We start from the raw sequence: 24,351 nt of genomic DNA on the forward strand, positions 1-24,351 counted from the left end.
CCTCCCCCCACCCCAGCGGCAGCCCCAGAGGTAAAGTGCCTGTACCTCCCCGCCATTTTCCAACCAAACTCAAAATGCGCTGAGGTGCACACATGCCGTCGTGGGGCTTCTGTTCTGTCTGCCTGAAGCGCGTTGGAGTGACAAAGCAGAGCTCCCCGACGCCGGTTTGTCAGAACTGCCGCTCTATGAGGCCGAAGGTTCCACAAGTGCGCCGCTTGTCGCCGGCTAAGAGGACCACTTGCGGGAGTTGTGGGAAAGACGTCGAGAGGTCGCGTACTTCTGCAGCGCAGCAGTACTGCCTTCCTTGCAGGCGCGAAGGTCTTGCGCCGAAGAAGGTTCGGCCGTGCGGCACTCTCGCTGCGTACGACAAAGGTCGCTGCAGATGCCCAGAGTGTCGTGCGGCCAAAGCTAAGGCATGCCGCGAATATAACGCCCGCTTCCGCGCGAAGAACGGGTATGCAGCGTGGGCTAAGTACCGCCGTCCTGAAAACGCGGGCACCTGGATCGGTAAGCGGCGACGCTATGAGATCTACGCTCGTGACAACTTCACTTGCGGCATCTGCGATGACGCTGTCGACATGACGCTGCACTGGAATGACGATATGGCGGCGTCGCTGGACCACATCAGGCCGCGCTCTCATGGTGGCGATGATTCAAACGAAAATCTGCGCATGGCGCATCGAGTATGTAACTCCTTGCGGCAGGCTCCCGAACTGGCTTAGGAGGCGTCATGGCTGCGAAGCTGCGTGCCGTCAAGCCTGGTGAGGCTGGTCCGGCGAAGAAGCTGACGATCATCGAGGCCATTGAGGCTGGCGATCGTCTGGCTGAGCTCGAAGCGACGCATCGTCGTATTGGTAAGGCGGTGCAGGATGAGGAAACGCCTGCACGGGATCTTGCTTCGTTGACGCGACGGCAGATGGAGATTTCGAAGGAGATCGAGTCGCTGCGTCGTCAGGTGGTTGAGGAACGGACGGATGCAGCGCATGTCGCAGATGCAGCGTTCGACGCGACGGCTGTCTGAGGTTGCTCGTCATGTCATTGCGCCCTCGGGCATCGTGTCGACGGGTTGGCCGGCTGTTGAGGCTCGCATCAAGGACTTCGGGGACGAGTTCGATGAGTGGCAGCGCGGCGCGTCACAGCTGATCCTCGCGAAGCGTGCGAACGGTGACTACGCGGCGACGGTTGGCGGCATCACGCTGAGCATCCCGCGCCAGGTCGCTAAGACGTACATGATCAGCCGGATCATTTTTGCGCTGTGCACCTTGTTCCCGAACCTGACTGTGCTGTGGACTGCGCACCGCACTCGTACGGCGTCGAAGACTTTCGCGTCGCTTCGGGGGTTTGCTGGCCGCAAGTCGGTTGAGCCCTACATCCGGGCAATTCGTGCGGTGAACGGCGAGCAAGAGATCCAGTTTACAAACGGGTCGATCATCATGTTCGGAGCTCGTGAGGGCGGCTTCGGGCGCGGGTTTGACGAGGTCGACGTCGAGGTATTCGACGAGGCGCAGATCCTCACCGAGAAGGCGCTCGAGGATATGGTCGCGGCAACGAACCAGTCCCGGTTCCCTGCCGGTGCGCTTCTGTTCTTCATGGGGACGCCTCCGCGACCTGTTGACCCGTCTGAAGCCTTCAAGCTGCGGCGTCGGGAGGCGCTTGCTGGCGAGACGGAAGATGCCGTTTACATCGAGTGCTCGGCGGACGATGATGCCGAGCCCGATGATCGGGAGCAGTGGGCGATCGCTAATCCGTCGTACCCGCACCGCACCCCGCTGCGGTCGATGCTGCGCCTGCGGAAGAACCTTCCGTCTGATGAGTCGTGGAAGCGTGAAGCGCTCGGTATTTGGGACAGCGACTTGTCCGGCTCGCGGGCGATCACTGCATCGCAGTGGGAGGCGACGGGCATCGAGGTTGCTCCTGAAGGCTTACAGTCGTTTGGCGTCGCGTTCTCGCAGGACGGTTCACGTGTGTCTTTGGCAGGTGCTCGTAAGCATGACGATGGCGTGCATGTAGAGCTCGTTGACGCGCTTGTTGGTGACGTCGACCAGGGCCTAGGTGCTCTCGCCGATTGGCTGGCTGAGCGGTGGCGGAAGAGTGACCAGATTGCACTGTCGGGCCGGTCAGGCGCGCTGGTTCTGGCGCATCTGCTTCGTGAGCGGAAGGTTCCGTCGTACCGCATTCACTTGCTGACGACGCCGCAGTATTTCCAGGCGTGCCAGTTCCTGCTTGATGGTGTACGTGAGGGCACTGTCACGCATCTCGAGCATGAGGGGCAGCAGGTGTTGGACGAGTCGGTGGCTGTTGCGGACAAGAAGACGCGCGGTGGTGCGTGGGGTTGGTCTGTGACGGTCCCTGATGGTGACGAGACGCCGATTGAGGCGGTGAGTGTTGCTTTGTGGGCTGCGCGTACGTCGAAGCGTGCGTCGCGTGTTGATTCGAAGATGAAGGTTGTGGTGATGTAGATGCCTCGCATTCCGCAGCTGACGCCTCAGGACCAGGACACGTTCGACTCGCTGTTTAACCAGTGGCAGGGTAAGCAGTTCCGCAACTGGCTTCGGACGACGTACTTCGACGCGAAGCAGCCGTTGAAGGATCTGGGCATCAGCATCCCGCCGCAGCTGCGGAACATTGAGACGGTCCTTGGTTGGCCGGCGAAGGGCGTCAACAGCCTTGGCCGGCGCTGCGTCTGGGACGGGTTCGTTGTACCCGGTGACGACGCTGATCCGTTCGGCCTCGGCCAGATCGCGTCGGAGAACAACCTCGACACGGAGATCCCGCAGGGCATCACGTCCGCACTGATCCATTCGACGGCGTTCATCGCGACGACGACCGGTGATGTGCAGTCGGGTGAGCCTGCGATCGTGCAGACGGTCCGATCGGCGCTGTGGGGAACTGGCATCTGGGATCGCCGTAAGCGTGCGCTGTCGTCCGCGCTGTCGGTGGTCGGCACTGACACAACCGGTGCGGCGTCCGAGTTTGTGATGTACCTGCCGGACCGTGTGCTCGAAATCAACGCGACCGGCGGCGGACGCTGGCAGGTGTTCCAACAGCGGAACCCGCTCGGCCGTGTACCGGTTCAGCCGCTCGTGTATCAGCCGGAGCTTGACCGTCCGTTCGGTCATTCACGCATCACGCGTGCTGCGATGGCGCTGACGGATCAGGCGATCCGGACGATGCTACGTGCTGAGGTGTCGGCGGAGTTCTACTCGGCCCCACAGCGGTATCTGCTGGGCGCTGACGAGTCGGCATTCCAGGACGCGAACGGCAACGCGGTGTCGAAGTGGAAGGCCGTTATGGGCCGCTTCCTGGCGATCGGCCGCGACGAGGAAACCGGCGAGATGCCCCAGATCGGGCAGTTCGCTCAGATGTCGATGGAGCCGCACCTGGCGCACCTTCGGCAGATCGCGCAGAACTTCGCGTCTGACCAGAACCTGCCTGTTTCGGCTCTAGGGATCGTGCAGGACAACCCGGCGTCGGCTGAGGCTATTTACGCGGCGAAGGAAGAACTCGTTGTTGAGGCTGAGGGTGCTACGCGCGTGTTTGGTCAGGCGCTTGTGCGTGCGCAGCGTGACGCTGTGCAGCTGCGTGACGGGCTCGACGTTGTGACCCCGGAGCTGCTGCAGTTGCGCGCGAAGTGGCGGAATCCTGCTACTCCGTCGATGGCTTCTGCTGCTGATGCGGTGACGAAGCAGGTTCAGACGTTTCCGTGGATGGCTGACTCGGACGTTCCGCTTGAGCAGCTGGGGTACGACGATGCGACGTTGGCGCGGCTGCGTGCTGACCGTCGTCGTTCGCAGGTTGGCGTGTTGACGTCGAGTTTGCGGTCTGCTGCGGCGACTGCGTTGGCTGATCCGACTGTGGCGGAGGTTGCTGGTTCTCGTGGCGACGGCAGCTGAGGTTCAGGTTCTCCGTTCGTCGATCGATGACTTGTCGACGTTGGCCATCAGCGATCTGAACGCTCTGCTACGTCAGTTGGGCGATGTGGACCCGCAGTCGGTGCGTGATGCGCTGCTTGAGGCGTACCCGCAGCTGGTGAACCGCTACGCATCGGTCGCTGGTGAGGTAACGGCCACCTGGTACGAGCAGGTGCGGCCGAACAGCGGCTACGCGGTCGCTCAGGGTTCCGTGGATGCGGAGCAGACAAATCAGCTCATCCGGTACGGCGTCCGACCGCTGTTCGGTGTTGGTGACGCTACTGCACTGTCGCTGTTGGGCGGGAGCTTGCAGCGGCTGATTGCTGGCGCTTCGCGCGACACCGTGGGCGGCAACGTGGCTCGGGAGCGAGCAGCGGGCACGCAAATTACGTGGGCTCGTGTGCCGCAGGTCGGTTGTTGTGCGTTTTGCGCGCTGCTCGCTTCCCGAGGGGCTGTGTACGGCAGCGAAAAGGCGGCTAGCGGCGTTGTGGGACGCGGCATGGAACGCCAGCTGCAGACCGACAGGCTTGGCCGCACCTCGTATCGAGGTAAGGGCGTGAAGGCCCGCGGGTCGGCGTTAATCGGGCAGCAGTACCACGACTTCTGCCGATGCACCGCAGCACCGGTCGAGCGCGGCGAAGAGTTGCCGTACGACCGACAGACCTACCTGGATCTGTACCGGTCGGTTGAATACGACGGCTATAAGGGCACGCTGCGCGAGATGCGGGCGGCTCACGGCCTGAAATGACTACCCCATGCGGGGTTTACGCCGACGCTCGGCGGTCAACGAGCGGAATGGAGACACCATGAGCGACGAAACGCCCACTGGCGGTAAGCCGGAGTTCACGCCCCCGGCATCGCAGGACGAACTGAACCGCATCATCGCGGATCGGATTGCACGCGAACGGGCAAAGTTCAGCGACTACGACGACATCAAGTCGAAGGCGTCCAAGTTCGACGAGCTCGAGGCTGCTAATCGCAGCGAGCTCGAGAAGGTCAGCGCTACCGCTTCCGAATGGGAGCAGAAGGCAGCTGCCGCGAACTCGGAACTGGTGCGGCTTCGCGTCGCGACGAAGTTTGGCATCTCTGAGGAAGACCTGGACCTTCTGGGCTCTGGTTCCGAGGAGGAGTTGACAAAGCGCGCTGAACGTATCAAGTCACTCACTACCCCGGCTGAGCAGGAACCGCAGCGTCAGGAGCTGCGTGTGCCTGGTGAGTCGAAGTCTCCTGACCTGCCGTTGAACGGCGACGGACTCGAGAACGCCCTCCGCGGCGTTCTCGGCATCACAACTACTTAGGAGCACTCATGGCGCAGACCGCCGCAACTACCACTGGCCAGTTTGCTGGCTTTATCCGCCCGGAGCAGGCGCAGGGCTACTTCGACGAGGCGCGTCGCTCGTCTGTTGTCCAGCAGCTGACCCGGCAGATCCCGCTCGGCGCTGCAGGCGTCGAGATCCCGTACACCACCTCGAAGCCGACCGCTTCGTGGGTTGCTGAGGCCGGCCAGAAGCCGACCACCAGCGGCGGCAAGGGCCTCAAGACGATCAGCCCGAAGAAGATCGCTGCGATCTCGGTCGTTTCGGCTGAGGTTGTCCGTGCGAACCCGGGCGGCTACATGGACGACCTTCGCCAGGACATCGGTGAGGCGTTTGCTCTCGCGTTCGACGCTGCTGCCCTGTACGGCACCAACTCGCCGTTCGGTGCAGGCAACTTCATCAACGCCACCACGAAGGCTGTCACCCTCGGCACTGCGACGCAGGACAAGGGCGGCATCTTCGCGGACGTGAACGCTGGCCTGTCGCTGCTCGTCAACGACAAGAAGCGTCTCACCGGGTTCGCGTTCGACTCGATCGCTGAGCCGCTGTTCAACGGTGCGACTGACACCAACGGTCGTCCGCTGTTCATCGACAGCCCGCTCGAGGACGCTTCCCCGCTGGTTCGTGGCGGCACCCTTCTGGGTCGTCCGGCGCGCATCGGCGATGGTGTCACGAACGGTACCGTCCTCGGCTTCGGCGGCAACTGGTCGAAGGCTGTGTGGGGCGTCGTTGGTGGCATCACGTACGACGTTTCGACGCAGGCTGCGGTGACGATCGACGGTGAGCTCGTCTCCCTGTTCGAGAACAACCTTGTCGCGGTTCGCGCTGAGGCAGAGTACGGCTGGCTCGTCGACGACGCGCAGTCGTTCGTGAAGTACAACGAGCCCGCTGCAGCCTGATGGCTGAGCTCGTTTCCCCGGCAGGCACCGTCGTGAACGTCGACGGCGACCTGGCGGAGCGGCTGACCGCGCAGGGCTGGTCCTCGACGGACAAGCCGAAGCGTGGCCGGCCGCAGCAGACCGAAACCGAAGAGTGAGTGAAGGTGGGGGCGTCATGTCGTGGACCTCAACGGACGATGTGATCGGCTCGTGGATTGGCGACGACGCCCCCACCAACACTGCTCAGGTGCAGGTATGGATTGACCGTGCGGAGCGGATGCTGCGTCAGCGGTTCACCACCCTGCAGACGCGGATTGACGAGGGCGAGCCGGACCTGCTCGAGACTGTCAAGGACACTGTGTCTGCGATGGTGCAGCGGGTGTTCCGGAACCCTGAGGGGATCCGGCAGACCTCGGTGACTACGGGGCCGTTCTCTGAGCAGCGCACCTATGGCGGAAATCAGCCGGGTGCGTTGTACATCGCCGATGAGGAAGCGGGAGCGCTTACCGGTCGAGTTGTGTCGGGTGCGTACGAGATCGACCCGCTGATCGGTTACACATATCCGGGCTCGGGGCCGGTGATCCTGTGATCGTTACCCGGCTCCGACGGCAGGCGACTGGTGTTGACAGGTATGGCAAGCCGACGTACACGGAAGTGGCTTCCGACCTCGATGTCGTCGGTTGGGCACCTCAGGTGTCCGCCGAATCGAACGGCGTCGAGGTGCAAACGCTTGAGTATGGCGGGACGCTGTACCTGCACCCTCGTAGCGATGTCGCCGATGACGACGCGTTTCTGGTCTATGGCGTGCGTTACGAAGCTGATGGGCCGAAAGCGTTGTGGAAGCACCCGACTGGGCGCTACCCGGGCGACGTGCTGATCGTGAAGCGCAAGGAGTTCTCAGATGGCTAAGGGTGTGCGCGTCAAAATCAATACGGCCGCTTGGGCGGCGGCTGTCACATCAAATGCGGCTTATGTTGAGGGGCCGGCGCAGGCGGTCGCTAGCAAGCTTGTTGGCGGGACCGTTGATCTCGTTGAAGCACCCGCGCGGCGCGGCGGTTCTCGTGTCCGTGCTCGCGTTTCCCACGGAACGAATCATTTCCAGGAAGCGAACACCAACGCGCTCGTTTCCGCCCTCGCGGCAACGTTGCCCTTGGGGCGTTCGTGAGGGCGATTCTTTACCCGGACCTGACTGCGGTACATATCCCGAAGCTGCAAGCAATGCTGGACGCCTCGGGTGAGCCGTACGCGGACGGGGCAAAGGTCAGCAACCGGGTACTCGCAGGTGCCCAGCGAATGGTTACAGTGCAAGCCATCGGCGGCACTGGAGCATCCGACACAATCGACCGCGAGTATCACGTTGTGAACGTCTACGCGAACGACGAGGCTGACGCGGCAGATCTCACTGCACTTACGCGGGCTTTCATCACCGCGCGCGGTGACGGAACAGTTTGCGACGGTAACCCCGTCGTCTTCACCGCGATCAATGTCCATCCCTCTCCTGTCGAGACGGTCGACGAAACGTACCGATGGCGCATGATCGTCGAGCTTCGACGACGCGGCATTCAGCTCTAACTACACACATGCTTCCCCGCCCTACCGGGGTGCCCACGGGCGACTTGCCCATGACCACTACCGGAAGGAGCCCTCGTGGCCCTGAACTCTGACAATGTCCGCGTTGCGGTCACGGGCGCGCTCTACGTCGGCCCGACGACTGTCACCGCCCCGACGTCCGCTTCGTCCGCGCTCGGCGCTGATCTAAAGGACCTCGGCTACTTCTCCGACGACGGCGTTACTGAAACTCGCGACCGGTCGTCCGACACCATCCGTGGCTGGCAGAAGGCCGCGACCCTTCGTGAGGTCGTGACGGAAGCATCCCTGTCGTTCCAGGGGGTTCTCGTTGAGACGAAGAAGGAAACGGTTGAGCTGTATTACGGTTCGACGGTTGCCGCGGACGGATCGATCAAGATCAACCCGTCGAACACCGGTGGACGCAAGACCTACGTGCTCGACATCATCGACGGCGATGAGCTCATTCGAGCGTACGTGCCGTCCGGTGAAATCACTGACGTTGGTGATCAGACGTTCGCGTCGGGAGAGCCGATCGGTTACGACGTGACTGTCACTGCTTACCTCGTGACGGACGCTGACGGCAACGAGTACTCCGCGATCAAGTGGTACTCGAGCCTTGACACGTCGGGGGCGTGATGCAGACGTACCGCAACATGCTCACCGATGAGGTGCGCAAGTTCACTGCAGAGGAAGCCAGGGGCCGCAACAAGGGCGTCTGGGTGCTCGTGACTGGGGTCCCTTCTACGCCCCGCAAAACCTCTTCGAAGTCCAGCGACTCGAAGTGATGAACGGGGCGACCGGCCCGTAGGGGGGCCGGTCGTCCTCTCTGACCCCTACTAGGAGAAACCATGTCTGACGACATTGAGATCAAGCAGTCCGCTCGAAAGCCGATCGGCATCAAGTACGGCGATCACAAGTTTGAGCTTTCCGGGCGCATCCCGCCTGAGATCCTGTCTGCGCGAGCAGGAATGTCCCGTAAGGGACTGACTGTTTCGCAGTACAACGAAGAGATTGGCGCGCTCGTCATCGACGCGTTCTACGTGCACGTGCTGCCGGCTGAATTCCGTGACGTCATTGACCTCGAGGATGTAGCGGCTGTGTTTGAGGCATGGTCGAAGAAGGTGGGCCTGGGGGAATCGAACGCCTCCGAGAACTAGCGCGGAGGCACCCATCGGAGTTCACGTACGAGCTCCACACCTTGGGCTACAAGCCGGAAGACATCGGGGAGGCGGCTGACCATGTGCTGGTCAGCCGCCTCCTTGATGTTCGGCTGAAAGACACAACGTCGTGGTTGTTCGCTGCAGTGAACAACTGGGATTTCCCGGTGTCGCGTGAGTGGATGGTTGCCGCGGACCACTTCGATGCTTTCGTGCGTTCGAAGTCCGGCCGCAGGAAGCCGAAGCCTTACCCGCGGCCGTGGAAGAACGCTGATGCAACAAAGCTCGGTGGCACGAAGTTGTCGCCGGCTGCAGCGCGTGACCTTCTACGTCGCGCTCGAGATGAAGGTGTTGGTACGCCGATGCCTACGCCGACGTACGGGTGAGCGTGAGCCGCTTCGCGGCGGTCCACCACACCTTCGACTCGGTTTGCACCGCCCAGCCTTCAGCGAGCAACTTCGCGAGCTGCTTCTTGTGTCGCGGGTTCTGGTCGAAGTACTTGATTGTCTTCAGTTCGACCTTCGGCTTAGCCATGGACGAATCGTAATTCCACAACGCGCCGGACGCAACGGCCATGTCTACCCCAGAAGGAGGTTGCCGTGGCTGAAGAGGCAGTGGCATATGTATCGATCGTTCCTGTGTCTCGTGGGGCTGGGAAGCAGATTGAGCAGCAGATCGGTGGCCAGAGCGTTGGTGCGTCGGTCGGCAAGCAGCTTGGTAGTGGGATCACGGGCGCTATCGGTTCGTCCATCCGTGGCGCTGCAACAGCGACCGTGGCTGCGGGGGCCGCCGCGATCGGCGCTTCGCTGGTCAAGGGCTTCGCACGCCTCACTGCTATCGACACAGCTCAGGCGAAGCTGAAGGGCCTCGGCAACTCCGCTTCCGACATCAGCAAGATCATGGACAACGCCCTCGGCGCTGTGCGTGGTACGGCGTTCGGCCTGGATGCGGCTGCTGGTGTCGCTGCTGGTGCGGTCGCTGCGGGCATCAAGCCCGGTGAGCAGCTGCAGCGCGTGCTCGGCCTGGTTGCTGACTCGGCGACGATCGCCGGTACGGACATGAGCTCGATGGGCTCAATCTTCAACAAGGTTGCGGCGTCGGGCAAGTTGCAGGGTGACGTCATTGCGCAGCTGCAGGACGCCGGTGTGCCGGTGCTGCAGTTCGTCGCCAAGGAGATCGGCAAGACCGCTGCTGAGACGTCGAAGCTCGCGTCTGAGGGCAAGATCGACTTCGCGACATTCGCAAACGCGATGGAAGCTGGGCTTGGTGGCGCTGCACTGTCTTCTGGTGACACGTTCACTGGTGCTCTTGCGAACGTGGGGGCCTCGCTTGGGCGTATCGGTGCCGGGTTCCTCGGTGGTGTGTTTCCGAAGCTCGCTCCGGCGTTCCAGGCCCTGACGACTGCTCTCGGTCCGATTGAGGCCGGCGCTAAGACAGTTGGCACGGCGGTTGGCTCGTTCGTCAACCCGGCCATTGACAAGCTCGTCAGTCTCATCCAGGGCGGCACTTCAGTGTTTGCTGGAATGGGGCAGGTGATTGCTCCTCTCGGCGCAGCATTCGTTGCCCTGGGTGCGGGTGGCCTTGCGCCGTTGATCGCAAAGATCCCGCTGCTGGGCGGACTTGCTGGCCCGATCGGTGCATTGGCTGGTCCTATCGGGATCGTTGTTGCTGCTATCGCCGGACTTGTTGCCACTACTCCGGAGCTGCGGGCGGCGCTTGGCGGGGCTTTCAATGAGATCTTGCCGCTCCTGCAGGCCATCGGCTATTCAGTGCAAGAAGCATTTGGCCAGTTGGGTCCGATCATTGCCCAGCTTGCAGGGCAGCTCGGCACCGCTCTTTCGGCCGCGGTAGTTACTGCGTTGCCGATCGTGCAGTCCCTGCTGGGCGTGATCGCAAACCTCATTCCGGTACTCACGCCGGTTATTGCGATGATCGCTGGCGCACTTCTGAATGCGTTCAACCTCCTGGTGCCGCCGATTCTGCAAGTGGTCAATACGCTGTCTTTGCTGATTGATCAGCTCGTCCCGGTCCTGCTTCCGGTGTTCTCGCAACTCATTGCTGCCATTGCCCCACTAGTGGCAACGATCATCGGTACCCTGGCTCCGGTGTTTGCCCAGTTGATTACCGCGATCTCTCCGCTGATCAGCCAGATCGCTGGCCTGCTCATTCCAATCATCCAGGCACTGCTTCCGGTGATCACAACTGTGTTCAACGCGATTGTGCCGATCATTCAGGCTGCGATGCAGATTGTGCAGGGTGTCATCCAGGTTGTCACTGGTGTCATCAGTGGTAACTGGTCCCAGGTGTGGGCTGGCATCAAGAACATTTTTCAGGGTGTTTGGAACGCAATCAAGGCGATCGTTGTTGGTGCGATCAACATTGTTCGGTCCGTGATTACGGCGGGTATTAACGTCGTCCGCTCTCTTTGGACCGCGGCGTGGAACGCAATCAAGAACATCATCCCGACCATCTGGAACGGCATCGTAAGTGGTGTCACATCCGGCATCAGCAAGGTCATCACCAGTGTCGGCACCATCCAGGGCAAACTCAATTCTGCTTTGGCGGGCGCTGCCACCTGGCTTGTAAGCGTCGGTAAGAACATCATCAGCGGCCTCGTCAACGGCATCAGCGGTGCCGCTGGTCAGGTCACGGAGAAGATGAAGAGCATCGCGCAGGGTGCCATCAGCACGGTGAAAAACTTCCTCGGAATTCATTCGCCATCGCGTGTGATGGCTCAGCTCGGTGGGTATGTCGCGCAGGGTCTTGCGAATGGCATCAAGTCTGGTAGTTCCGGTGTTTCGTCGGCGGCTCGGTCGATGACGAATGCTGTTTTGTCGGCGTTTGATTCGAAAAAGATCAGGGCAGCGCAGCGTGACGGGCTGCTTCGTGCGATTAGTTCGGGTACGTCGCAGTTGGCTCGCCTTGCTGACCGTCGTAAGAGCATTGCGTCGAAGATCACTGCAGCTAACAAGAAGCTGACGGCTGCCGTGAAGGTGCGGGACGACTACAAGAAAAATGTTCTGTCTAACCTGACCAAGTTCGATGCGACCGACTACCGCACGCCGACGAGCCTGATTTCGGCGCTGACGAAGCGTGTTGCGCAGACGAAGCAGTTCACGTCTGTGATGCAGCAGCTCCGGAAAATGGGGCTCGACTCGGCTACATACCAGCAGTTCATTGCTGCGGGTGTCGACGCTCTGCCGCAAGCTAAGAATCTTCTTGCGGGTGGCGCGTCGAAGGTGAAGCAGGTTGCTTCGCTTCAGGGTCAGTTGTCAAAGGCGTCGAGTTCATTTGCGACGTCAGCCGCGAATGATCTATATGGCGCTGGCGTCAATGCGGCGAAGGGCCTTGTGAAGGGTTTGCAGTCACAGCAGGCGGCGATCACCAAGCAGATGAACGCTATTGCCAAGTCGATGGTGAGCTCCATCAAGCGACAGTTGGGGATCCATTCGCCGTCTCGTGTGTTTGACCGCGAGGTTGGGCAGATGATCGGCGCGGGCCTCGAGCGCGGCTTGTACAGCAAAGTCGGGGCGGTCACGGATGCGACGGCAGCCCTAGTAGCGATCCCCGCCGCCCGGTCGCTGGACGTCAACACTTCTATCCCGGTCGTTCGCGCTCCGCGTCCGGTTGCTGCCATCGACCAGCTCGGGCAGGGCGGCGGCGCAACCGTGAACAAGACGTGGAATGTCTACGAAGCGACATCTGCTGAGGCGACTGCGTTGGCAGTGGAACGCCGTGAACGCGCGCAGTACGCGTAATGGAGGACGAACATGGGCCTTGCACGACGTATCGGCTCGATCGATCTTCATGGTGTCGACGAGTATGGGGCGGAGTGGATCACTGAGGAAGTGACTGGATGGGGGGTGCCCTCATCGAGTCGTGAGTTCACGCAGAAGCCCAGGCAATCCGGTGCCTGGGCTTCTGCGGGTTTCAGTAAGAACCGTGATGTTGCTATCACCGGAGTGATTATCTCGGATGATAGTGCGATCACTTCTTCCGCACTTGACCGCTTGTACGGGGAGGTCGCTGGCGGAAGCGTCCGTCTTGTTATTGACGAAGGAACTGGTGAGCGCTGGGTTGACGTCCTTCAGACGGACGAGCTGATCGCTACCTGGCTTGGCGACCGCGCCGTGCGGTACTCGCTCCAAGTCGCGTCGACGGATTGGCGCAAGTTCGGTGATGCGCTGAGTGGTGTGACGCAACTGCCGTCGACGTCTGGCGGGCTTGCAATTGGTGGTTCTGATACGGGTTCGACGACGGGCTTGTACACGCCAGATCAGGCGCAGGCTGCTGCTGATGCTGCGGGTTTGATGGTGGATCAGCCGAATGATGGCTTGTACCCGCTATTGAACAAGGATGGGTCGCCGGCGTCAACGTCGTATGTGAACGTGCTGATCTTGACTGGTGCGTTGACAGTGCCGTTCCGAATCAACGCGACGACGGTGACCGGTCAGGTGAACTTGAACAATCCTGGCAACGAGTCGGGGCCGGTCGTTCTTCGGATTGATGGCCCGTGTACTGGGCCTGTTGTGACGCATGTTTCGACGGGTAACGCGCTGGTGTTTTCGAGTTCGTTGGTGTTGCAGGACAACGAGTTCTTGCTAATCGATATGGATGCGCGGACTGCTTTGGCGAATGGCCAGGCGAACCGCGCCGGGTATATCACGTCGCGTGGTTGGAGCTCGTTTGACCCGGGCGATAACACGTGGGCGTTTTCTGCCGCCCGTTACAACTCTGAATCTCAGCTGTCGGTGGCGGCTGTTCCGGCTTGGCGTTAGGAGCCTCTGTTGACTATCTCTGCTTGGCCTCTTGATGCTGTGAATGGTGCGCCGACGTATTCGGGTCGGAAGCTGCGGCAGACGACGAACGCGCCGATGTTGGCTGGTGCGACTGCGGCCCGTCCGTTGGGTGCGTTCTCGGGTGTTCGTCCTGGTACGTCGTCGACGACGGTGACTGCCACGTCGACGGTTTGGACGTGCGCCCCGGTTGCTGGCGTGATTGACGGGGAGGCGGCTGCTGAGGCTGGCCCGTACACGTTCGCGTCGGATGCGAACGTGACGGGTTCGGTTACGGCGGCGAACGCGTCGAACCCTCGTGTTGACATCATCTACGTGCAGGTGTCCGACCCGGCTGAGGCGGATGGTTCGGCAGCTCCGGGCGTGAAGATCGACTACCTTGCGGGTACCGCGGCGAGCGTTCCGAATGCTCCTGCCGCTCCGGCGCGTTCGTTCGTACTTGCGCAGATCAACGTGCCGAAGTCGGGCGGTGGTTCGCCTTCTGTGACGTGGGTCGCCCCGGTCGCGGTTGCTGCTGGCGGTGTCCGGCCGGTGGACTCGCTGGCGAACCTGAATTCGTCTGCTGGGTACCCTGGCGCGTTGACGTACGTCTACAACGACGGGTCGAACAACGGTCTGTACACGTGGAGCGGATCAGCTTGGGTTGCCCAGAACACGGATGTTGCGGGGTCTGTCTCGTCTAAGAGCGGCTTCTCGGTGCAGTCGGGCACGACAGCCGTGCGAAACGGCAACTGGGTGCGGCTGTACTTGCATGTGGTTGGTTCGTACAGTTCGCTGACGAACTACGACATCGCTACGGTTTCCGCGAACTGCCGACCTTCTGCGGTCCGCGGCGGGGCAATCAACTTCACCGGCAGCGCGTTCCCGTCCTCGGGTGGTGTGCAGGTCGGAACTGACGGAACCGTGACGGTTTACAACGGCACGGGCGCGCACACGCAGGCGATTGGTTTCGTCGAGTATCCGATCTGATTGGGGATGCTGTGACCTACTCGTGGTTGTCCGTTGAGACGTTGACCGGGAAGGTGATCGCTGAGCTCCCTGATCTTGAGGTGGGGTCTGTGTCGAAGCAGATCGGTGATGCGACAACTGCGACGGCGAACTACCCGCTGACGGAACGGACGCCGGAGAACTGGCGTCGCGCGTTGCTCGAGGGCGGTGCGGCGTTCGTGCTCGTCGATGACGAGCATGGCGTCGCGCCGTGGGGTGCAATGGTGAACCGGTCGACGCCTGATGAGACGGACGTTGTTCCGGTGTCGTTGGCCACGTACGAGTCGTACCTTGGCCGACGTTACGTCGGCGATGAGGAGTACGACCAGGTGGGTGCGGTTGACATCATCATCGACCTGCTGACGAAGTACGTGCTCAAGGGTTCCAATGGCGGCATCCCTATGCGGATCGTTGTCGAGGGCTCGTCGCGTGGTGTCGTTGTTGATCAGTCGTATCAGGATTCGGCGGATAAGACGGTGCTGTCGGCGCTGCAAACCTTGTCGTCGCTTGAGGGTGGCCCGGAGTGGACGATCAACTGGGAGACGCTCGATTCGGGGCAGACGTACACTCCTGTGTTCCGTATCTCGGGAACGCAGCTCGGGTCGCGTGTCCCGGATGGGCTGTCTCCGGCCGCTACGTTTGAGATCCCCGGCCCTGTTACGTCGGTTTCGCTTGACCGTGACTACACGGACGGGAACGGCGCGAACGACGTGATGGCGACATCGACCGCTGCGGGTACTGCACGTCCGCAGTCGACGCATGTGGTGACACCTGATCCGCAGCGGCCGACGTTTGAGGAACGGTTCACCCCGGACACGGACGTGGACGACGACGATGTGCTGCAGTCCCACGCGGTCGCTCGCGCCGCGGAGATCGCGCAAGGAACGCAGACGTTGGCGTTGCAGTCCGCAGTACAGGATGCGCCACGGCTCGGCGTCGACTGGTCTGAGGGTGACGACATCGGTTACGTCGTAGGCGGGATCGACCGGTTCGGCCATGACCTGCTGCCCGCGTTTCCTGGCGGCATCACCGGCACTGTCCGTGCTGTCGGTTGGGTGCTTGATCTTGAAGGCTTGGAACGGGTTACGCCGGTTCTGGAAGGGCCAGGTGACTGATGGGCAACAAGGTCAGGATGCCGAACCGGTCTGAGACGCCGAAGCGTGTGCAGGACCTCGAGGATGACCTGAAACGGTTCGTTGCGTCCGTGGCGCGGTCGTTCCAGAAGTCCGCAGACAGCGTTTACCAGCGGGTGCTGGACGCGGTGCAGGCAATGTTTTGGACGCGCGACCAGTCGGACGCCCGGTTTGCTTACAAGTCGCATACACATGACGCCGGTGACATCACGTCAGGTACCGTCACTCGCCCGGTGAACACGTCGTCGGTGCAGGCGGATCAGCACCTCGGTGGCACGTACACGGGCACCACGGCGTCGTTCTCGGGTGGCGTGTCGGGTTCCAATGGTTCGTTCTCTACTGGCATCAACTCACCGGGAGCTCGCAACAACCAGGTCACGACCGGCTACGTCGCCGCCTACTTGGACGTGAACGGCAACCTCGGTTTCGCGCCGTCAACGCGCGCGTCAAAGGACATCGGCTCGGAGTACGCGGTCGACATGACCAAGTTCCTTGCGCAGAAGCTCTACAACTGGCAGTACAAGAACGGCGGCATGGTCGGCATCGGCCCGATCGCTGACGACCTTGAAGCTGCTGGCCTGACCGAGTTCCTGACGTACAGCATGGACGGGAAGTTGCAGGGTCTGCGGTACGAGTCGCTGACGATGGGCTTGTGGTCCGCGTACGTGCAGTCGCGCACGTCGACGCTGGCTGAGTTCAACAAGCGGATGGTGCAGACGTACTCAATGTCGTCGATGACCGCGCTGGGTATCAACGCGGAGAAGACGTACGACGTTGTGTGGCCGAAGGAGTTCGCGGACACGAACTACGCGGTCACCGCAAGTGTCACATCAGCCGGCGCGGTCCTCGGAGCATTGTGCGCCCTCGTGCCCGGTTCGAAGACGACGAAGGGCTGCAAGGTGTCGGTCCGGTCGCTCGGAATCGCACTGCTTGCCAACAACACGCTGACGGTGGAAGCGATTCACGTCTGACGTTTTCTGATCCATTCTCTCGCCGTCCACAGATTTGGGCGGCGTTCGTCGTTTCAAGGAGCATCCATGCCGTCGATCGACGTCACATCCGCACCCGACCGATTTCTCACCATGTCCGTCGACGGGTACGCACCAGGTCGCAACCGTCCCGGCAACTGCGCCAGGTGGACGTACTTCGCGATCGGCGGAGTCCCAAACACCACACCACTGCCCTCAGCGATCGCCGCGTGGGAGAACGCGCCGAAGCAGCACCGGCACCCGATCATCGACGGGAAGACGCGCATCCCCCGCGGCATGGTCATCGCGCTCGGCCCGACGAGCGGGCCACGGTGGGCCGGGGACAAGAACTGGATGTACGGCGACGTATTCACCGCCGACGGGGACGGCGTCGGTTACGACAGCGGCGGCCCCGCCACGGACTCCCTCGCCGGCCTCGGCGTCATCGGCCGCATCACGATCCGGCAGCGCATCGCGCAGACCGGCCGGCCACTGCTCGGGTTCCTGTCGTCATATGGCGGCTGGAACCTCACCACCAAGGCGCAGACGTTCACCCCGTCCCCGTCGAAGCCCACCGCTCAGGAGGAAACCATCATGGCATCTCAGCCCGTCGTGTACACGGACGGTAAGCGCTACGTCGGGGGTGATGAGGTCGCTGGCCTCTTCACGTTCTCGAACTCGAAGCAGCTCGCCGCGTGGAACAAGAACAGCCCCATCGTCCGCAAGGTCGACGCGGGCACCATCGACAAGCTCGCACGGAAGGCGAACAAGTGACCAACATCGTTGAGGTCTACCGCAAGGCGACCGATGTGTCCTCGAAGATCCAGGCGGCGTTCGCGGGTGGTGTGACGACGGGTGGTGTTACGAGCATCATCGCCGCCATCAACCCGAACTGGGATGCGCCAACCTGGCTGGTCGGCCTGATCACGCTCGCGGGTGCGCTGCTGTTCGGCTACCTGAAGAAGGAGAAGGTCGCGGTGTCGACGATCCAGGCGGATGGAACGGTCGTGCAGAACGGCACCGTTGATCTGGCTGACCTGCCTGAGCTCGAGATGCCGTCGTGGATCGCGGATCAGCTGGACGCGCAGGAGAACGTGGGTGTGGACGAGGCTGAGCAGGCTGCAGGTCCGGACGACGAACCGAAGCACGCCGCCTGATGCCAGCGTATGGTCCCTCGATCATCCAAGACCTCAGTGCAGGCCGTTCTGCACTGGTAGCGCCTGGATACTGCGCTTCAGTGAACAGCGCGCAGTTCGTGGCGCTGCAGCTGCTGTATCCGGTGGTGAAGGTGTCGTCGGCTCAGTTCGACAGCATCCGTGACGCGTGCACGAAACCGCAGGCGATCGATGCCGCGGTTCATGCACTGCCGTCGCTGATCCCGCTCGAGGTGCAGGGTGCGTCGGAGGAGTTCATCGAGAACGTCATGGGGCAGGTGGTCGTGAACGCGAACACCAACGCCAACACGGTCAATGCGAACGTCGTCATCCTCCGCGACCAGGTGAAGGCGCACGTCACCGTTGAGGCTGATCGGGTCATCGCTGCTATCTGATCTGTCGGCATCCCACGGAAGGGGGCGGAATGGCTGACGGGGACCAGCAGCAAGTAACTCTCGGCGAGGTGTACCGCGCTGTTCTCGACCTCCGGCAAGAGCTCCGGAACATGGTGTCCAGGCAGGAGTTCACGGTGGTGGTGCAGAACCTCGAGGACCGGCAGCTCGCTCAGCAGAAGGATCTGTCGGAGCGCGCGGAGGCTGCCGGCAAGGAGCACATCCGGATGGACGCTGAGCGGGACAAGGTTGCTGCATCGACGCATCAGGAGCTTGTGGATCTTCGAAAGGAGGTTCGTGATCAGAAGCGGGCTCAGGAAGATGCCGAAGAGAAGCGGAAGGCCGCTGCTCGGCAGACGTGGACAGCGATCGGGCTGGCCGTGTTCGGTGTGATGCTGTCCGTGCTTCGCGACTTCTTCATCCCGGGAGCAGGTGGCTGACGATGATGCTGTTCGCGAGGGTCCGCCGTGGTGCGGGCAAGGTGGCGTGGTCGCTGGTCACGTTGTGGGTGGTCGTCGCTCTTGTGGTGGCTACCGTCGTCGCTGGGTTCATGGTGCTGTACAACGATCGGCAGGAGCTGATCCACACGAACCAGGCGCTGATCAATCAGGTGAAGCAGTCCGGTCAGACGCCGGTAGTGGATTCGCCGAGCGAGGTTGTGCAGGGCCAGGCCGGCGCTCGGGGTGCTGACGGTGAACGTGGTCCTGCGGGCCCGCGCGGTGAGATGGGCGTGCAAGGTCAGACCGGGCCTGCAGGCCCGGAAGGTCCGCCCGGTGAGGACGGCAAGGACGGCTCTACGGGCACTCCGGGCACTGATGGTGCTACTGGTGATGCTGGTGCCACTGGCGCGCAGGGTGACACGGGAGCGACGGGGCCTACAGGTCCGACCGGCCCGCAGGGGCCGAAGGGTGACACCGGTGCTACTGGCGCACCAGGCAAGGACGGCGCACCGGGTGCTGCAGGCAAAGATGGCCGCTCCGTCTCGTCCGTCGCGTGCGTGATGGATGGCGCTGGCACGTTCGTTGTGTTCTACGACCAGGGCGGCGCTGAGATCGGCCGCGTCCAGGAGGTGTGCGTCCCGTCGTCGTGACGGGCGCACGCCTCCCCACTTACTTCTCAACCGCCCCATGCTCGGGGCGGTTTTTCGTTTGACCCGAAAGGCTGCTCATGGGCAACCCGCAACTCGTATCAGTCGACTCCGACACCAAGCTGCCGCCCAGCAGTGTCCTCACGGCACTCGACGGCCGCAACGACCAGCGGTATCGCAGCGTCAACGCGCAGCCTGTCACCGTCACCGTTGAGCACAAGGTGCACGCGCTCGGCTACCCGTACGCTGTCATGCGTGCGCGGACTGGTGGCACGTTCCGCCCGAACCTGATCGACAAGCGGTACGGCAATGACTTCGATGTCACCAACCCGACATCGACTGGGACCGCTTTCAAGCCGACCCGTGAACGCCTCGACTCCTTCGCACGCCGGATGGGTCTGCCCGTAGTCGTCAACGCGTCCGGATGGAACGTTACTTCCAACTCGGGTGAGGTGCGTGGCGCGCAGATCCGCAACGGAAAGATCTTCCACGACTTCGAAGCCACCAACCTCAACGGCTCACCGGCCGGCATCGAGGGCATGGGTTTGCTCCCGAACGGGCAGCTGAAGTGCTTCTCCGCGCTCCGTGGGGACACTGCCGCGAGCATGGTCGCGCAAGGTGTTGTGCACTCGTGGTCGTACGGCCCGAACCTCGTCATCAACGGTGTCGCGCAGGACCTCACTCAGCAGAACTGGCAGTACTTCCTGACTGAAATCAGCGCCCGCACGATCATTGGCCAGTCGCAGACAGGCGACATCATCATCATCGCCACGGTTGGGAAGACCAGCACGTCATCGACGTCCGGCCCAACTGGAATCACCGGCAACGACATGGTGAGCTTGGCCGTGTCCGAGGGCTGCTACAACGCATCCCTGTTCGACGGCGGCGGCTCCACGCAGGCGTACACGCAGGGTCTGTACACGATCCCGTCGTCGGACGACTCGACTGGTTACGACGGCATCGTTGGCCGACGGTCCGTCCCTGACGTGTTTGCCCTCACTGGCGAGTTCGTCACGTCGCGAGTGGACACCGGATGGCGCACCCTACCGCTGCGGTCCGGGTACGTCGCGAACGACGCAAACTCGACTCCGCAGGTACGTCAGCTCGACGGAATGATCGAGTTCCGCGGCATTGTGAAGCCGTCGTCAGGTTCGTTCCCCACCACGGACGCAATCGTGGGTGACCTTCCGCAGCAGTTCCGGTTCAACGGCGCATCCAAGTCGTGGGTGTCGTCGGGGAACGGCGGCAACACCCGCAAGATCAGCATCGCAACCGACTTCTCGGTCACGGTCGTCGGTAACACGAACACGCCGACGTACATGAACCTCGATCAAGTGTTCTGGCTGTCGGACGCGATCCTGTAACAGCAGAAGCGGCCCCCACCATTTTAGGTGGGGGCCGCTTTTGGCGTTAGAAGAGGATGCGTCGGGCGGGTGTTCGGCGTAGCACGGCAGCGACCGCCAGCGGCACGAACAACGCGATCAGAAACGTCCATTTGGATGACGGCAGACCGTACCGTTCCGTGATCGCCAACGACAGCGTGTGCAGGAGGATGATGGGGATCGCGCACGCTGCAATCTCGAGGATCACCGTGCGTGACCACTGTGGCAGGTACTGCTCGATGCCCTCCGCGATGAGCAGCAGCCCGACCGAGATAGCAGCAGCAACGATGACGCTAGCAACGGGCGTCCCGAGATTGCCGCCCTTCATGTTGAGCGTGGCTGTCGCGCCGGACCAACCCACCCACCAGGCAGGTAACAGCAGAACGACACCGGTCAGGGCAGGCCGGGTGATGCTGTCCCGAGCTGCACGAACTGATCGCCCAATCGCGAGGAAGATGACGGCAGCGATCGCGGTACCTGCCGATTCGGGGATCATCGCGACGGCGTGCGGGGCACCGATGCACCAGATGACACCAATGCCGCCGACGAACCAGGGCAGCGCCGGATGCAGTCGTTCGCTGAAGCGCATGTAGATGGCGGCGAAGAACAGTGCGGTGACGAACCAGAACGCCGAGTATGGGCGGCTGATCGAGTTGCCGCCGAGGGGGAGTTGCGTCAGAAGGTGCGTGTCGAACGGCTCACCCCGTGCCGCGCGGACCGTGTACCAGACGACGGTGACGATGATCAGCCACGACAGGTATGGCACAAGGAGTGTGCGTGCCCGTCGCCGGATCTCGAAGCCTGTCGTGCGGTCGCTCTTCCACAGGTACCCGGTAAGCAGGAAGAACACGGGAACATGCCATGTGTACAACCCTGCTTGCGCAAAGTGCCGCTGGTCCCAGACATGTCCGGCGACGATTGCGACGACACCGATCACGCGCACAAGGTCGACCGCGACTGATCGTTGGCTGGCTACCACGCGCCAGTTTCGGAGTAGAGCTCGGCGTGCTTGAACGAGCAGTACCGGCTGTTGAGTTCCTGGTGGCCTTCGCCGCGGGGGACATCAGCACCGCACCAGCCGCACCGCCGCTTCACGAAGATGCGGTCAACGGTGTCGAGAAAACGGTCGGACCGCCACCACGGGGTGTGCTCGTCGGCGTGCTCGGTCACGTGACTTCCTCTCAAGACCAGCCGAGTCTAGATCATTTGCGGATCACCCGATGCGTCACCTGCGTCCGTTCCACCCACACGTGATGTGTCCGCCCGAGGTACTGCAGCTGCACGTATACGGCGAGCGGTGAGGCTTTGAACGCGAACCCGACGCACCGCTCAACGCCGCGACCCTCAACGTTGATACGCACCCATACAGTCGGGTGCGGGTCGAGCTCCACCGCTTCCGGGTCAGGTGCCATCTCCACGATCCGCGGCATCCGTGGGTCAGGGTGATACGGCGGCTCGTACGGCATGGGATGAGTGTCGGTGGCGCGTCTGACACTGGACGCATGGACATGGGAACCAACTTCGGAACCACCCAAGTTCCCAAGCTCACTTCCGAAGCACGCAACCTACTCGAGTTCGAGTCAGCCCAGCCCCGCAACGACCGCCGCAAGGAAGCAGCGATCCGTGACACGTTCGGGTACTCGTGGGTCAGGTACCAGCAGAAACTGCACGCACTCGTCACCACTCAAGCTGCTGTCGCCGCGTATCCGATGGTGTGCGCGCGGGTGCAGAGGATCAGCGGGCGGAATGGGCTGCGTCAGTCGGTCGCTTCCTAGGCCGCACCTCCCCACACTTCCGGCACTTCTCATCACCAGTGTCTGCCCCCAGGTAGCGGTCCTTCACCCAAGCGTGTTCGCACGTTGTTGCTGTCATGCCTACCTACTACACCGCGACACGCCAAACAGGCCAAGCCCTACTCGCGGTCCAGCAGTAGCCGGTACCGCCGTGCCGCTTCTTCCACTGCACCATCCGCAGTGTTGAACAAGGGCTGATCGTCTGGCGCGTTGTCATCCAGCACCACCCAGTACGGAAAACCTGTGATGTGGCGCTCGATGCGGATCGGGCCGACGTGCGACCGCAGCACGTTACGGAGCTCGTCGGTGACGCTCCGGCCTTGAGCAAGCAGTGCAGCCCTCGCGGTCAGCCACTCATCGTCAGGGGCGCGGAAGGTGCGGTGCGGGGTCTTCGGGGAGTCAGGCATCAGCTGGCTTGATGGCACTCAGGTGCACCCAACCCCGAGTGCCTTCGATTTTCGCAATCTGCAAGTCGGTGTCGATGGCGACGACCTTGCCGCAGAGCGGTTCGTCAAGTGAATTGGTTCGGTTCCATGTTGCTTCGATGCCGACCGCGATATCTGTCATGGCCCCATAGTACGCTGGTGTACATACACTGCGCAACGGCTACGCTCAACCCGCGTCCGCACTCACCCCCAACCGGGGAAGTCTTCAACCGGACGCACGAACGCCCCCACCTGAGTAGGTGGGGGCGTTTGGCTTGCTGCGCGGATCGGACAACGACGAAGGCCCCAAGCTGATACCCGGGGCCTTCGTTTCTTGCTGTCTCAACCGTTCGGATACTGTTGGGGATACTCCAACTGCTCCGATCGGTGCGCTCGAAGGGACTCGAACCCCCAACCTTCTGATCCGTAGTCAGATGCTCTATCCATTGAGCTACGAGCGCGTGGCGTTTGCGGCCGTGGAAGACTCTACAACAGGTGCGGGCCACGCGCCAATCGAGGGCCTCCGAGCCGACCGCACGGCGTGTCGCGCCGCGGCCGACGCGCTAGGCCTCTTCGTCGAACACCTCGCCGAGGAACGTCTGCAACGCCTGCCACGATCGCCGGTCCGCCGTCGCCTGGTACTGGGCGCCGTGGTCCGGAGCATCGGTGCCCGGGACGGCGAACGCGTGCATCGCGCCCGAGTAGGTGACGACCTGCCAGTCGACCTCCGGGGCAGCGCGCATCTCGTCCTGCCACTCGTGGACCTTCTCGTCCGGCACCATCGGGTCGGAACCGCCGGTGAGCACGAGGAGCTTCGCCCGGATCTGGTGCGCGTCGGACGGGTCGTGGGCGATCAGGCCGCCGTGGAACGACACCGCACCGACGAGGTCCGCCCCGGTGCGGGCGAGTTCGAGCGCCGTGGAGCCGCCGAAGCAGTACCCCATGACGACGATGCGGGTGTGGTCGACGTCCGGGTCGCGGCGGAGCTGCTCGAACCCGGCGAGCGCGCGGGCGCGGAGCAGCGGGAGGTCCTGGTAGAACGAGCCCGCGACCTGACCGGCGGTGTCGTCACCGGGGCGGACGCCCGCGCCGTAGATGTCGGCACCGAACGCGACGTACCCGAGGCGCGCGAGCATCGTCACGCGGGCGTGCACGTGCTCGTTGACGCCGTGCCAGTCGTGGACGACCAGCACGGCGGGACGCGGCCCGGCGATGGCGTGGTCCTTCGCGACTACGCCCTCGAGGGTCGTGCCCTCGTGGTCGTAGCGCACGGTCTCGACGCGCACGTCGGCGCCGGCGGGATCGGGGACGGTCTGCAGGATGTCGTCGGTGGTGGTCACGATCCGACGCTACGCCCGGGACCCGCGCGCTGCCGGGCGCTGGCCGACGAGCGGCGTCCGGTG

Annotated in this window: 33 protein-coding genes and 1 tRNA gene; 26 read left to right on the forward strand and 8 right to left on the reverse strand. The window is 62.6% G+C overall.

Features of this window, described 5'->3' with window-relative positions:
* Nucleotides 1-185: 185 nt before the first annotated feature.
* The 14 genes from NS184_RS18960 (at nt 186) to NS184_RS18250 (ending at nt 9,217) form a co-directional block, all read left to right on the forward strand.
* Nucleotides 186-722, forward strand: coding sequence for an HNH endonuclease (locus tag NS184_RS18960; protein WP_083513493.1), 537 nt, complete (start codon nt 186-188; stop codon nt 720-722).
* 8 nt (nt 723-730) lie between these two features.
* Nucleotides 731-1,021 (forward strand): hypothetical protein, encoded by a 291-nt coding sequence (locus NS184_RS17325; protein WP_206556264.1) that lies wholly within the window; start codon nt 731-733, stop codon nt 1,019-1,021.
* Complete coding sequence (locus NS184_RS06040; protein ID WP_152998083.1) at nt 984-2,459, forward strand: terminase; 1,476 nt, start codon at nt 984-986, stop codon at nt 2,457-2,459. Before NS184_RS17325 ends, NS184_RS06040 begins: the two co-directional genes overlap by 38 nt.
* Nucleotides 2,460-3,893 carry a phage portal protein gene (locus NS184_RS06045; RefSeq protein ID WP_058725242.1) on the forward strand — a complete coding sequence of 478 codons (1,434 nt, stop codon included), beginning with the start codon at nt 2,460-2,462 and terminating at the stop codon, nt 3,891-3,893.
* Entirely contained in the window at nt 3,877-4,659 is a 783-nt protein-coding gene (locus NS184_RS06050) for a hypothetical protein (RefSeq protein WP_058725243.1), read from the forward strand. The genes NS184_RS06045 and NS184_RS06050 overlap by 17 nt, the downstream gene beginning before the upstream one ends.
* Nucleotides 4,660-4,717: 58 nt before the next feature.
* Nucleotides 4,718-5,209: a DUF4355 domain-containing protein gene (locus NS184_RS06055; protein WP_058725244.1), complete on the forward strand. Its 492-nt coding sequence runs from the start codon at nt 4,718-4,720 to the stop codon at nt 5,207-5,209.
* Between the two features lie 8 nt (nt 5,210-5,217).
* Nucleotides 5,218-6,126, forward strand: coding sequence for a phage major capsid protein (locus NS184_RS06060; protein WP_058725245.1), 909 nt, complete (start codon nt 5,218-5,220; stop codon nt 6,124-6,126).
* Complete coding sequence (locus NS184_RS18245; RefSeq protein ID WP_193750407.1) at nt 6,126-6,263, forward strand: hypothetical protein; 138 nt, start codon at nt 6,126-6,128, stop codon at nt 6,261-6,263. The genes NS184_RS06060 and NS184_RS18245 overlap by 1 nt, the downstream gene beginning before the upstream one ends.
* Before the next feature lie 17 nt (nt 6,264-6,280).
* Nucleotides 6,281-6,694, forward strand: coding sequence for a hypothetical protein (locus tag NS184_RS06065; protein WP_058725246.1), 414 nt, complete (start codon nt 6,281-6,283; stop codon nt 6,692-6,694).
* A 65-nt stretch (nt 6,695-6,759) separates the two neighbouring features.
* Complete coding sequence (locus tag NS184_RS06070) at nt 6,760-7,014, forward strand: hypothetical protein (RefSeq protein WP_152998085.1); 255 nt, start codon at nt 6,760-6,762, stop codon at nt 7,012-7,014.
* Nucleotides 7,015-7,323: 309 nt separating this feature from the next.
* On the forward strand, nt 7,324-7,677 hold the full coding sequence (locus tag NS184_RS06075) for a hypothetical protein (RefSeq protein ID WP_152998086.1): 354 nt from the start codon (nt 7,324-7,326) through the stop codon (nt 7,675-7,677).
* A gap of 75 nt (nt 7,678-7,752) precedes the next feature.
* Complete coding sequence (locus tag NS184_RS06080) at nt 7,753-8,310, forward strand: hypothetical protein (protein WP_058725249.1); 558 nt, start codon at nt 7,753-7,755, stop codon at nt 8,308-8,310.
* Nucleotides 8,311-8,522: 212 nt separating this feature from the next.
* Nucleotides 8,523-8,831 carry a hypothetical protein gene (locus NS184_RS06085; RefSeq protein WP_058725250.1) on the forward strand — a complete coding sequence of 103 codons (309 nt, stop codon included), beginning with the start codon at nt 8,523-8,525 and terminating at the stop codon, nt 8,829-8,831.
* Between the two features lie 41 nt (nt 8,832-8,872).
* A complete protein-coding gene (locus NS184_RS18250) occupies nt 8,873-9,217 on the forward strand; it encodes a hypothetical protein (RefSeq protein WP_193750408.1) in 345 nt (114 codons plus the stop codon).
* Here the strand turns inward: NS184_RS18250 and NS184_RS18255 are convergent.
* Nucleotides 9,198-9,365, reverse strand: coding sequence for a hypothetical protein (locus NS184_RS18255; RefSeq protein WP_193750409.1), 168 nt, complete (start codon nt 9,363-9,365; stop codon nt 9,198-9,200). The two genes, NS184_RS18250 and NS184_RS18255, sit on opposite strands and share 20 nt — an antisense overlap.
* 65 nt (nt 9,366-9,430) lie before the next feature.
* On the opposite strand from NS184_RS18255, the gene NS184_RS06090 reads away from it, so the two are divergent.
* The 11 genes from NS184_RS06090 (at nt 9,431) to NS184_RS06125 (ending at nt 20,712) form a co-directional block, all read left to right on the forward strand.
* Nucleotides 9,431-12,589 (forward strand): phage tail protein, encoded by a 3,159-nt coding sequence (locus NS184_RS06090; RefSeq protein ID WP_152998087.1) that lies wholly within the window; start codon nt 9,431-9,433, stop codon nt 12,587-12,589.
* Nucleotides 12,590-12,601: 12 nt separating this feature from the next.
* The gene (locus tag NS184_RS17745; RefSeq protein ID WP_152998088.1) at nt 12,602-13,609 is read left to right on the forward strand and encodes a hypothetical protein; all 1,008 of its coding nucleotides are present in this window, start codon (nt 12,602-12,604) and stop codon (nt 13,607-13,609) included.
* Between the two features lie 9 nt (nt 13,610-13,618).
* Complete coding sequence (locus NS184_RS17750) at nt 13,619-14,596, forward strand: hypothetical protein (protein WP_152998089.1); 978 nt, start codon at nt 13,619-13,621, stop codon at nt 14,594-14,596.
* 89 nt (nt 14,597-14,685) lie between these two features.
* Nucleotides 14,686-15,729 carry a hypothetical protein gene (locus NS184_RS06095; RefSeq protein WP_152998090.1) on the forward strand — a complete coding sequence of 348 codons (1,044 nt, stop codon included), beginning with the start codon at nt 14,686-14,688 and terminating at the stop codon, nt 15,727-15,729.
* Nucleotides 15,729-16,718 carry a hypothetical protein gene (locus NS184_RS06100; RefSeq protein WP_058725253.1) on the forward strand — a complete coding sequence of 330 codons (990 nt, stop codon included), beginning with the start codon at nt 15,729-15,731 and terminating at the stop codon, nt 16,716-16,718. The genes NS184_RS06095 and NS184_RS06100 overlap by 1 nt, the downstream gene beginning before the upstream one ends.
* 66 nt (nt 16,719-16,784) lie before the next feature.
* Nucleotides 16,785-17,489 (forward strand): hypothetical protein, encoded by a 705-nt coding sequence (locus NS184_RS06105; protein WP_058725254.1) that lies wholly within the window; start codon nt 16,785-16,787, stop codon nt 17,487-17,489.
* Nucleotides 17,486-17,872 (forward strand): hypothetical protein, encoded by a 387-nt coding sequence (locus NS184_RS06110; protein ID WP_058725255.1) that lies wholly within the window; start codon nt 17,486-17,488, stop codon nt 17,870-17,872. Before NS184_RS06105 ends, NS184_RS06110 begins: the two co-directional genes overlap by 4 nt.
* Before the next feature lie 80 nt (nt 17,873-17,952).
* Nucleotides 17,953-18,264 carry a hypothetical protein gene (locus tag NS184_RS06115; RefSeq protein WP_058725256.1) on the forward strand — a complete coding sequence of 104 codons (312 nt, stop codon included), beginning with the start codon at nt 17,953-17,955 and terminating at the stop codon, nt 18,262-18,264.
* A 29-nt stretch (nt 18,265-18,293) separates the two neighbouring features.
* Complete coding sequence (locus NS184_RS06120; protein WP_058725257.1) at nt 18,294-18,701, forward strand: hypothetical protein; 408 nt, start codon at nt 18,294-18,296, stop codon at nt 18,699-18,701.
* Between the two features lie 2 nt (nt 18,702-18,703).
* Entirely contained in the window at nt 18,704-19,351 is a 648-nt protein-coding gene (locus tag NS184_RS18865) for a collagen-like protein (protein ID WP_083513495.1), read from the forward strand.
* Between the two features lie 77 nt (nt 19,352-19,428).
* Nucleotides 19,429-20,712, forward strand: a complete 1,284-nt coding sequence (locus NS184_RS06125; RefSeq protein WP_058725258.1) for a phosphodiester glycosidase family protein — start codon at nt 19,429-19,431, stop codon at nt 20,710-20,712.
* A 46-nt stretch (nt 20,713-20,758) separates the two neighbouring features.
* Here the strand turns inward: NS184_RS06125 and NS184_RS06130 are convergent, their stop codons facing one another.
* From NS184_RS06130 to NS184_RS06140, 3 genes are read right to left on the reverse strand one after another with little or no spacing between them, the layout of a single operon-like run.
* Nucleotides 20,759-21,709 (reverse strand): acyltransferase family protein, encoded by a 951-nt coding sequence (locus NS184_RS06130; protein WP_345969002.1) that lies wholly within the window; start codon nt 21,707-21,709, stop codon nt 20,759-20,761.
* Nucleotides 21,703-21,900: a hypothetical protein gene (locus tag NS184_RS06135; protein ID WP_058725260.1), complete on the reverse strand. Its 198-nt coding sequence runs from the start codon at nt 21,898-21,900 to the stop codon at nt 21,703-21,705. The genes NS184_RS06130 and NS184_RS06135 overlap by 7 nt, the downstream gene beginning before the upstream one ends.
* 32 nt (nt 21,901-21,932) lie before the next feature.
* Nucleotides 21,933-22,196, reverse strand: a complete 264-nt coding sequence (locus tag NS184_RS06140; RefSeq protein ID WP_058725261.1) for a hypothetical protein — start codon at nt 22,194-22,196, stop codon at nt 21,933-21,935.
* Nucleotides 22,197-22,232: 36 nt separating this feature from the next.
* On the opposite strand from NS184_RS06140, the gene NS184_RS06145 reads away from it, so the two are divergent.
* Nucleotides 22,233-22,505 carry a DUF3263 domain-containing protein gene (locus NS184_RS06145; RefSeq protein ID WP_058725262.1) on the forward strand — a complete coding sequence of 91 codons (273 nt, stop codon included), beginning with the start codon at nt 22,233-22,235 and terminating at the stop codon, nt 22,503-22,505.
* A 137-nt stretch (nt 22,506-22,642) separates the two neighbouring features.
* Here the strand turns inward: NS184_RS06145 and NS184_RS06150 are convergent, their stop codons facing one another.
* The 4 genes from NS184_RS06150 to NS184_RS06160 form a co-directional block, all read right to left on the reverse strand.
* Nucleotides 22,643-22,930, reverse strand: a complete 288-nt coding sequence (locus NS184_RS06150; RefSeq protein WP_152998091.1) for a hypothetical protein — start codon at nt 22,928-22,930, stop codon at nt 22,643-22,645.
* Entirely contained in the window at nt 22,923-23,090 is a 168-nt protein-coding gene (locus NS184_RS18260; RefSeq protein ID WP_193750412.1) for a hypothetical protein, read from the reverse strand. Before NS184_RS18260 ends, NS184_RS06150 begins: the two co-directional genes overlap by 8 nt.
* A gap of 246 nt (nt 23,091-23,336) precedes the next feature.
* Nucleotides 23,337-23,409, reverse strand: a tRNA-Arg gene (locus tag NS184_RS06155).
* A 102-nt stretch (nt 23,410-23,511) separates the two neighbouring features.
* The gene (locus NS184_RS06160; protein ID WP_058725264.1) at nt 23,512-24,288 is read right to left on the reverse strand and encodes a dienelactone hydrolase family protein; all 777 of its coding nucleotides are present in this window, start codon (nt 24,286-24,288) and stop codon (nt 23,512-23,514) included.
* Between the last annotated feature and the right edge of the window lie 63 nt (nt 24,289-24,351).

The organism is Curtobacterium luteum, assembly GCF_001475545.1.
In the GTDB taxonomy this organism is placed as follows: Bacteria; Actinomycetota; Actinomycetes; order Actinomycetales; family Microbacteriaceae; genus Curtobacterium; species Curtobacterium luteum_A.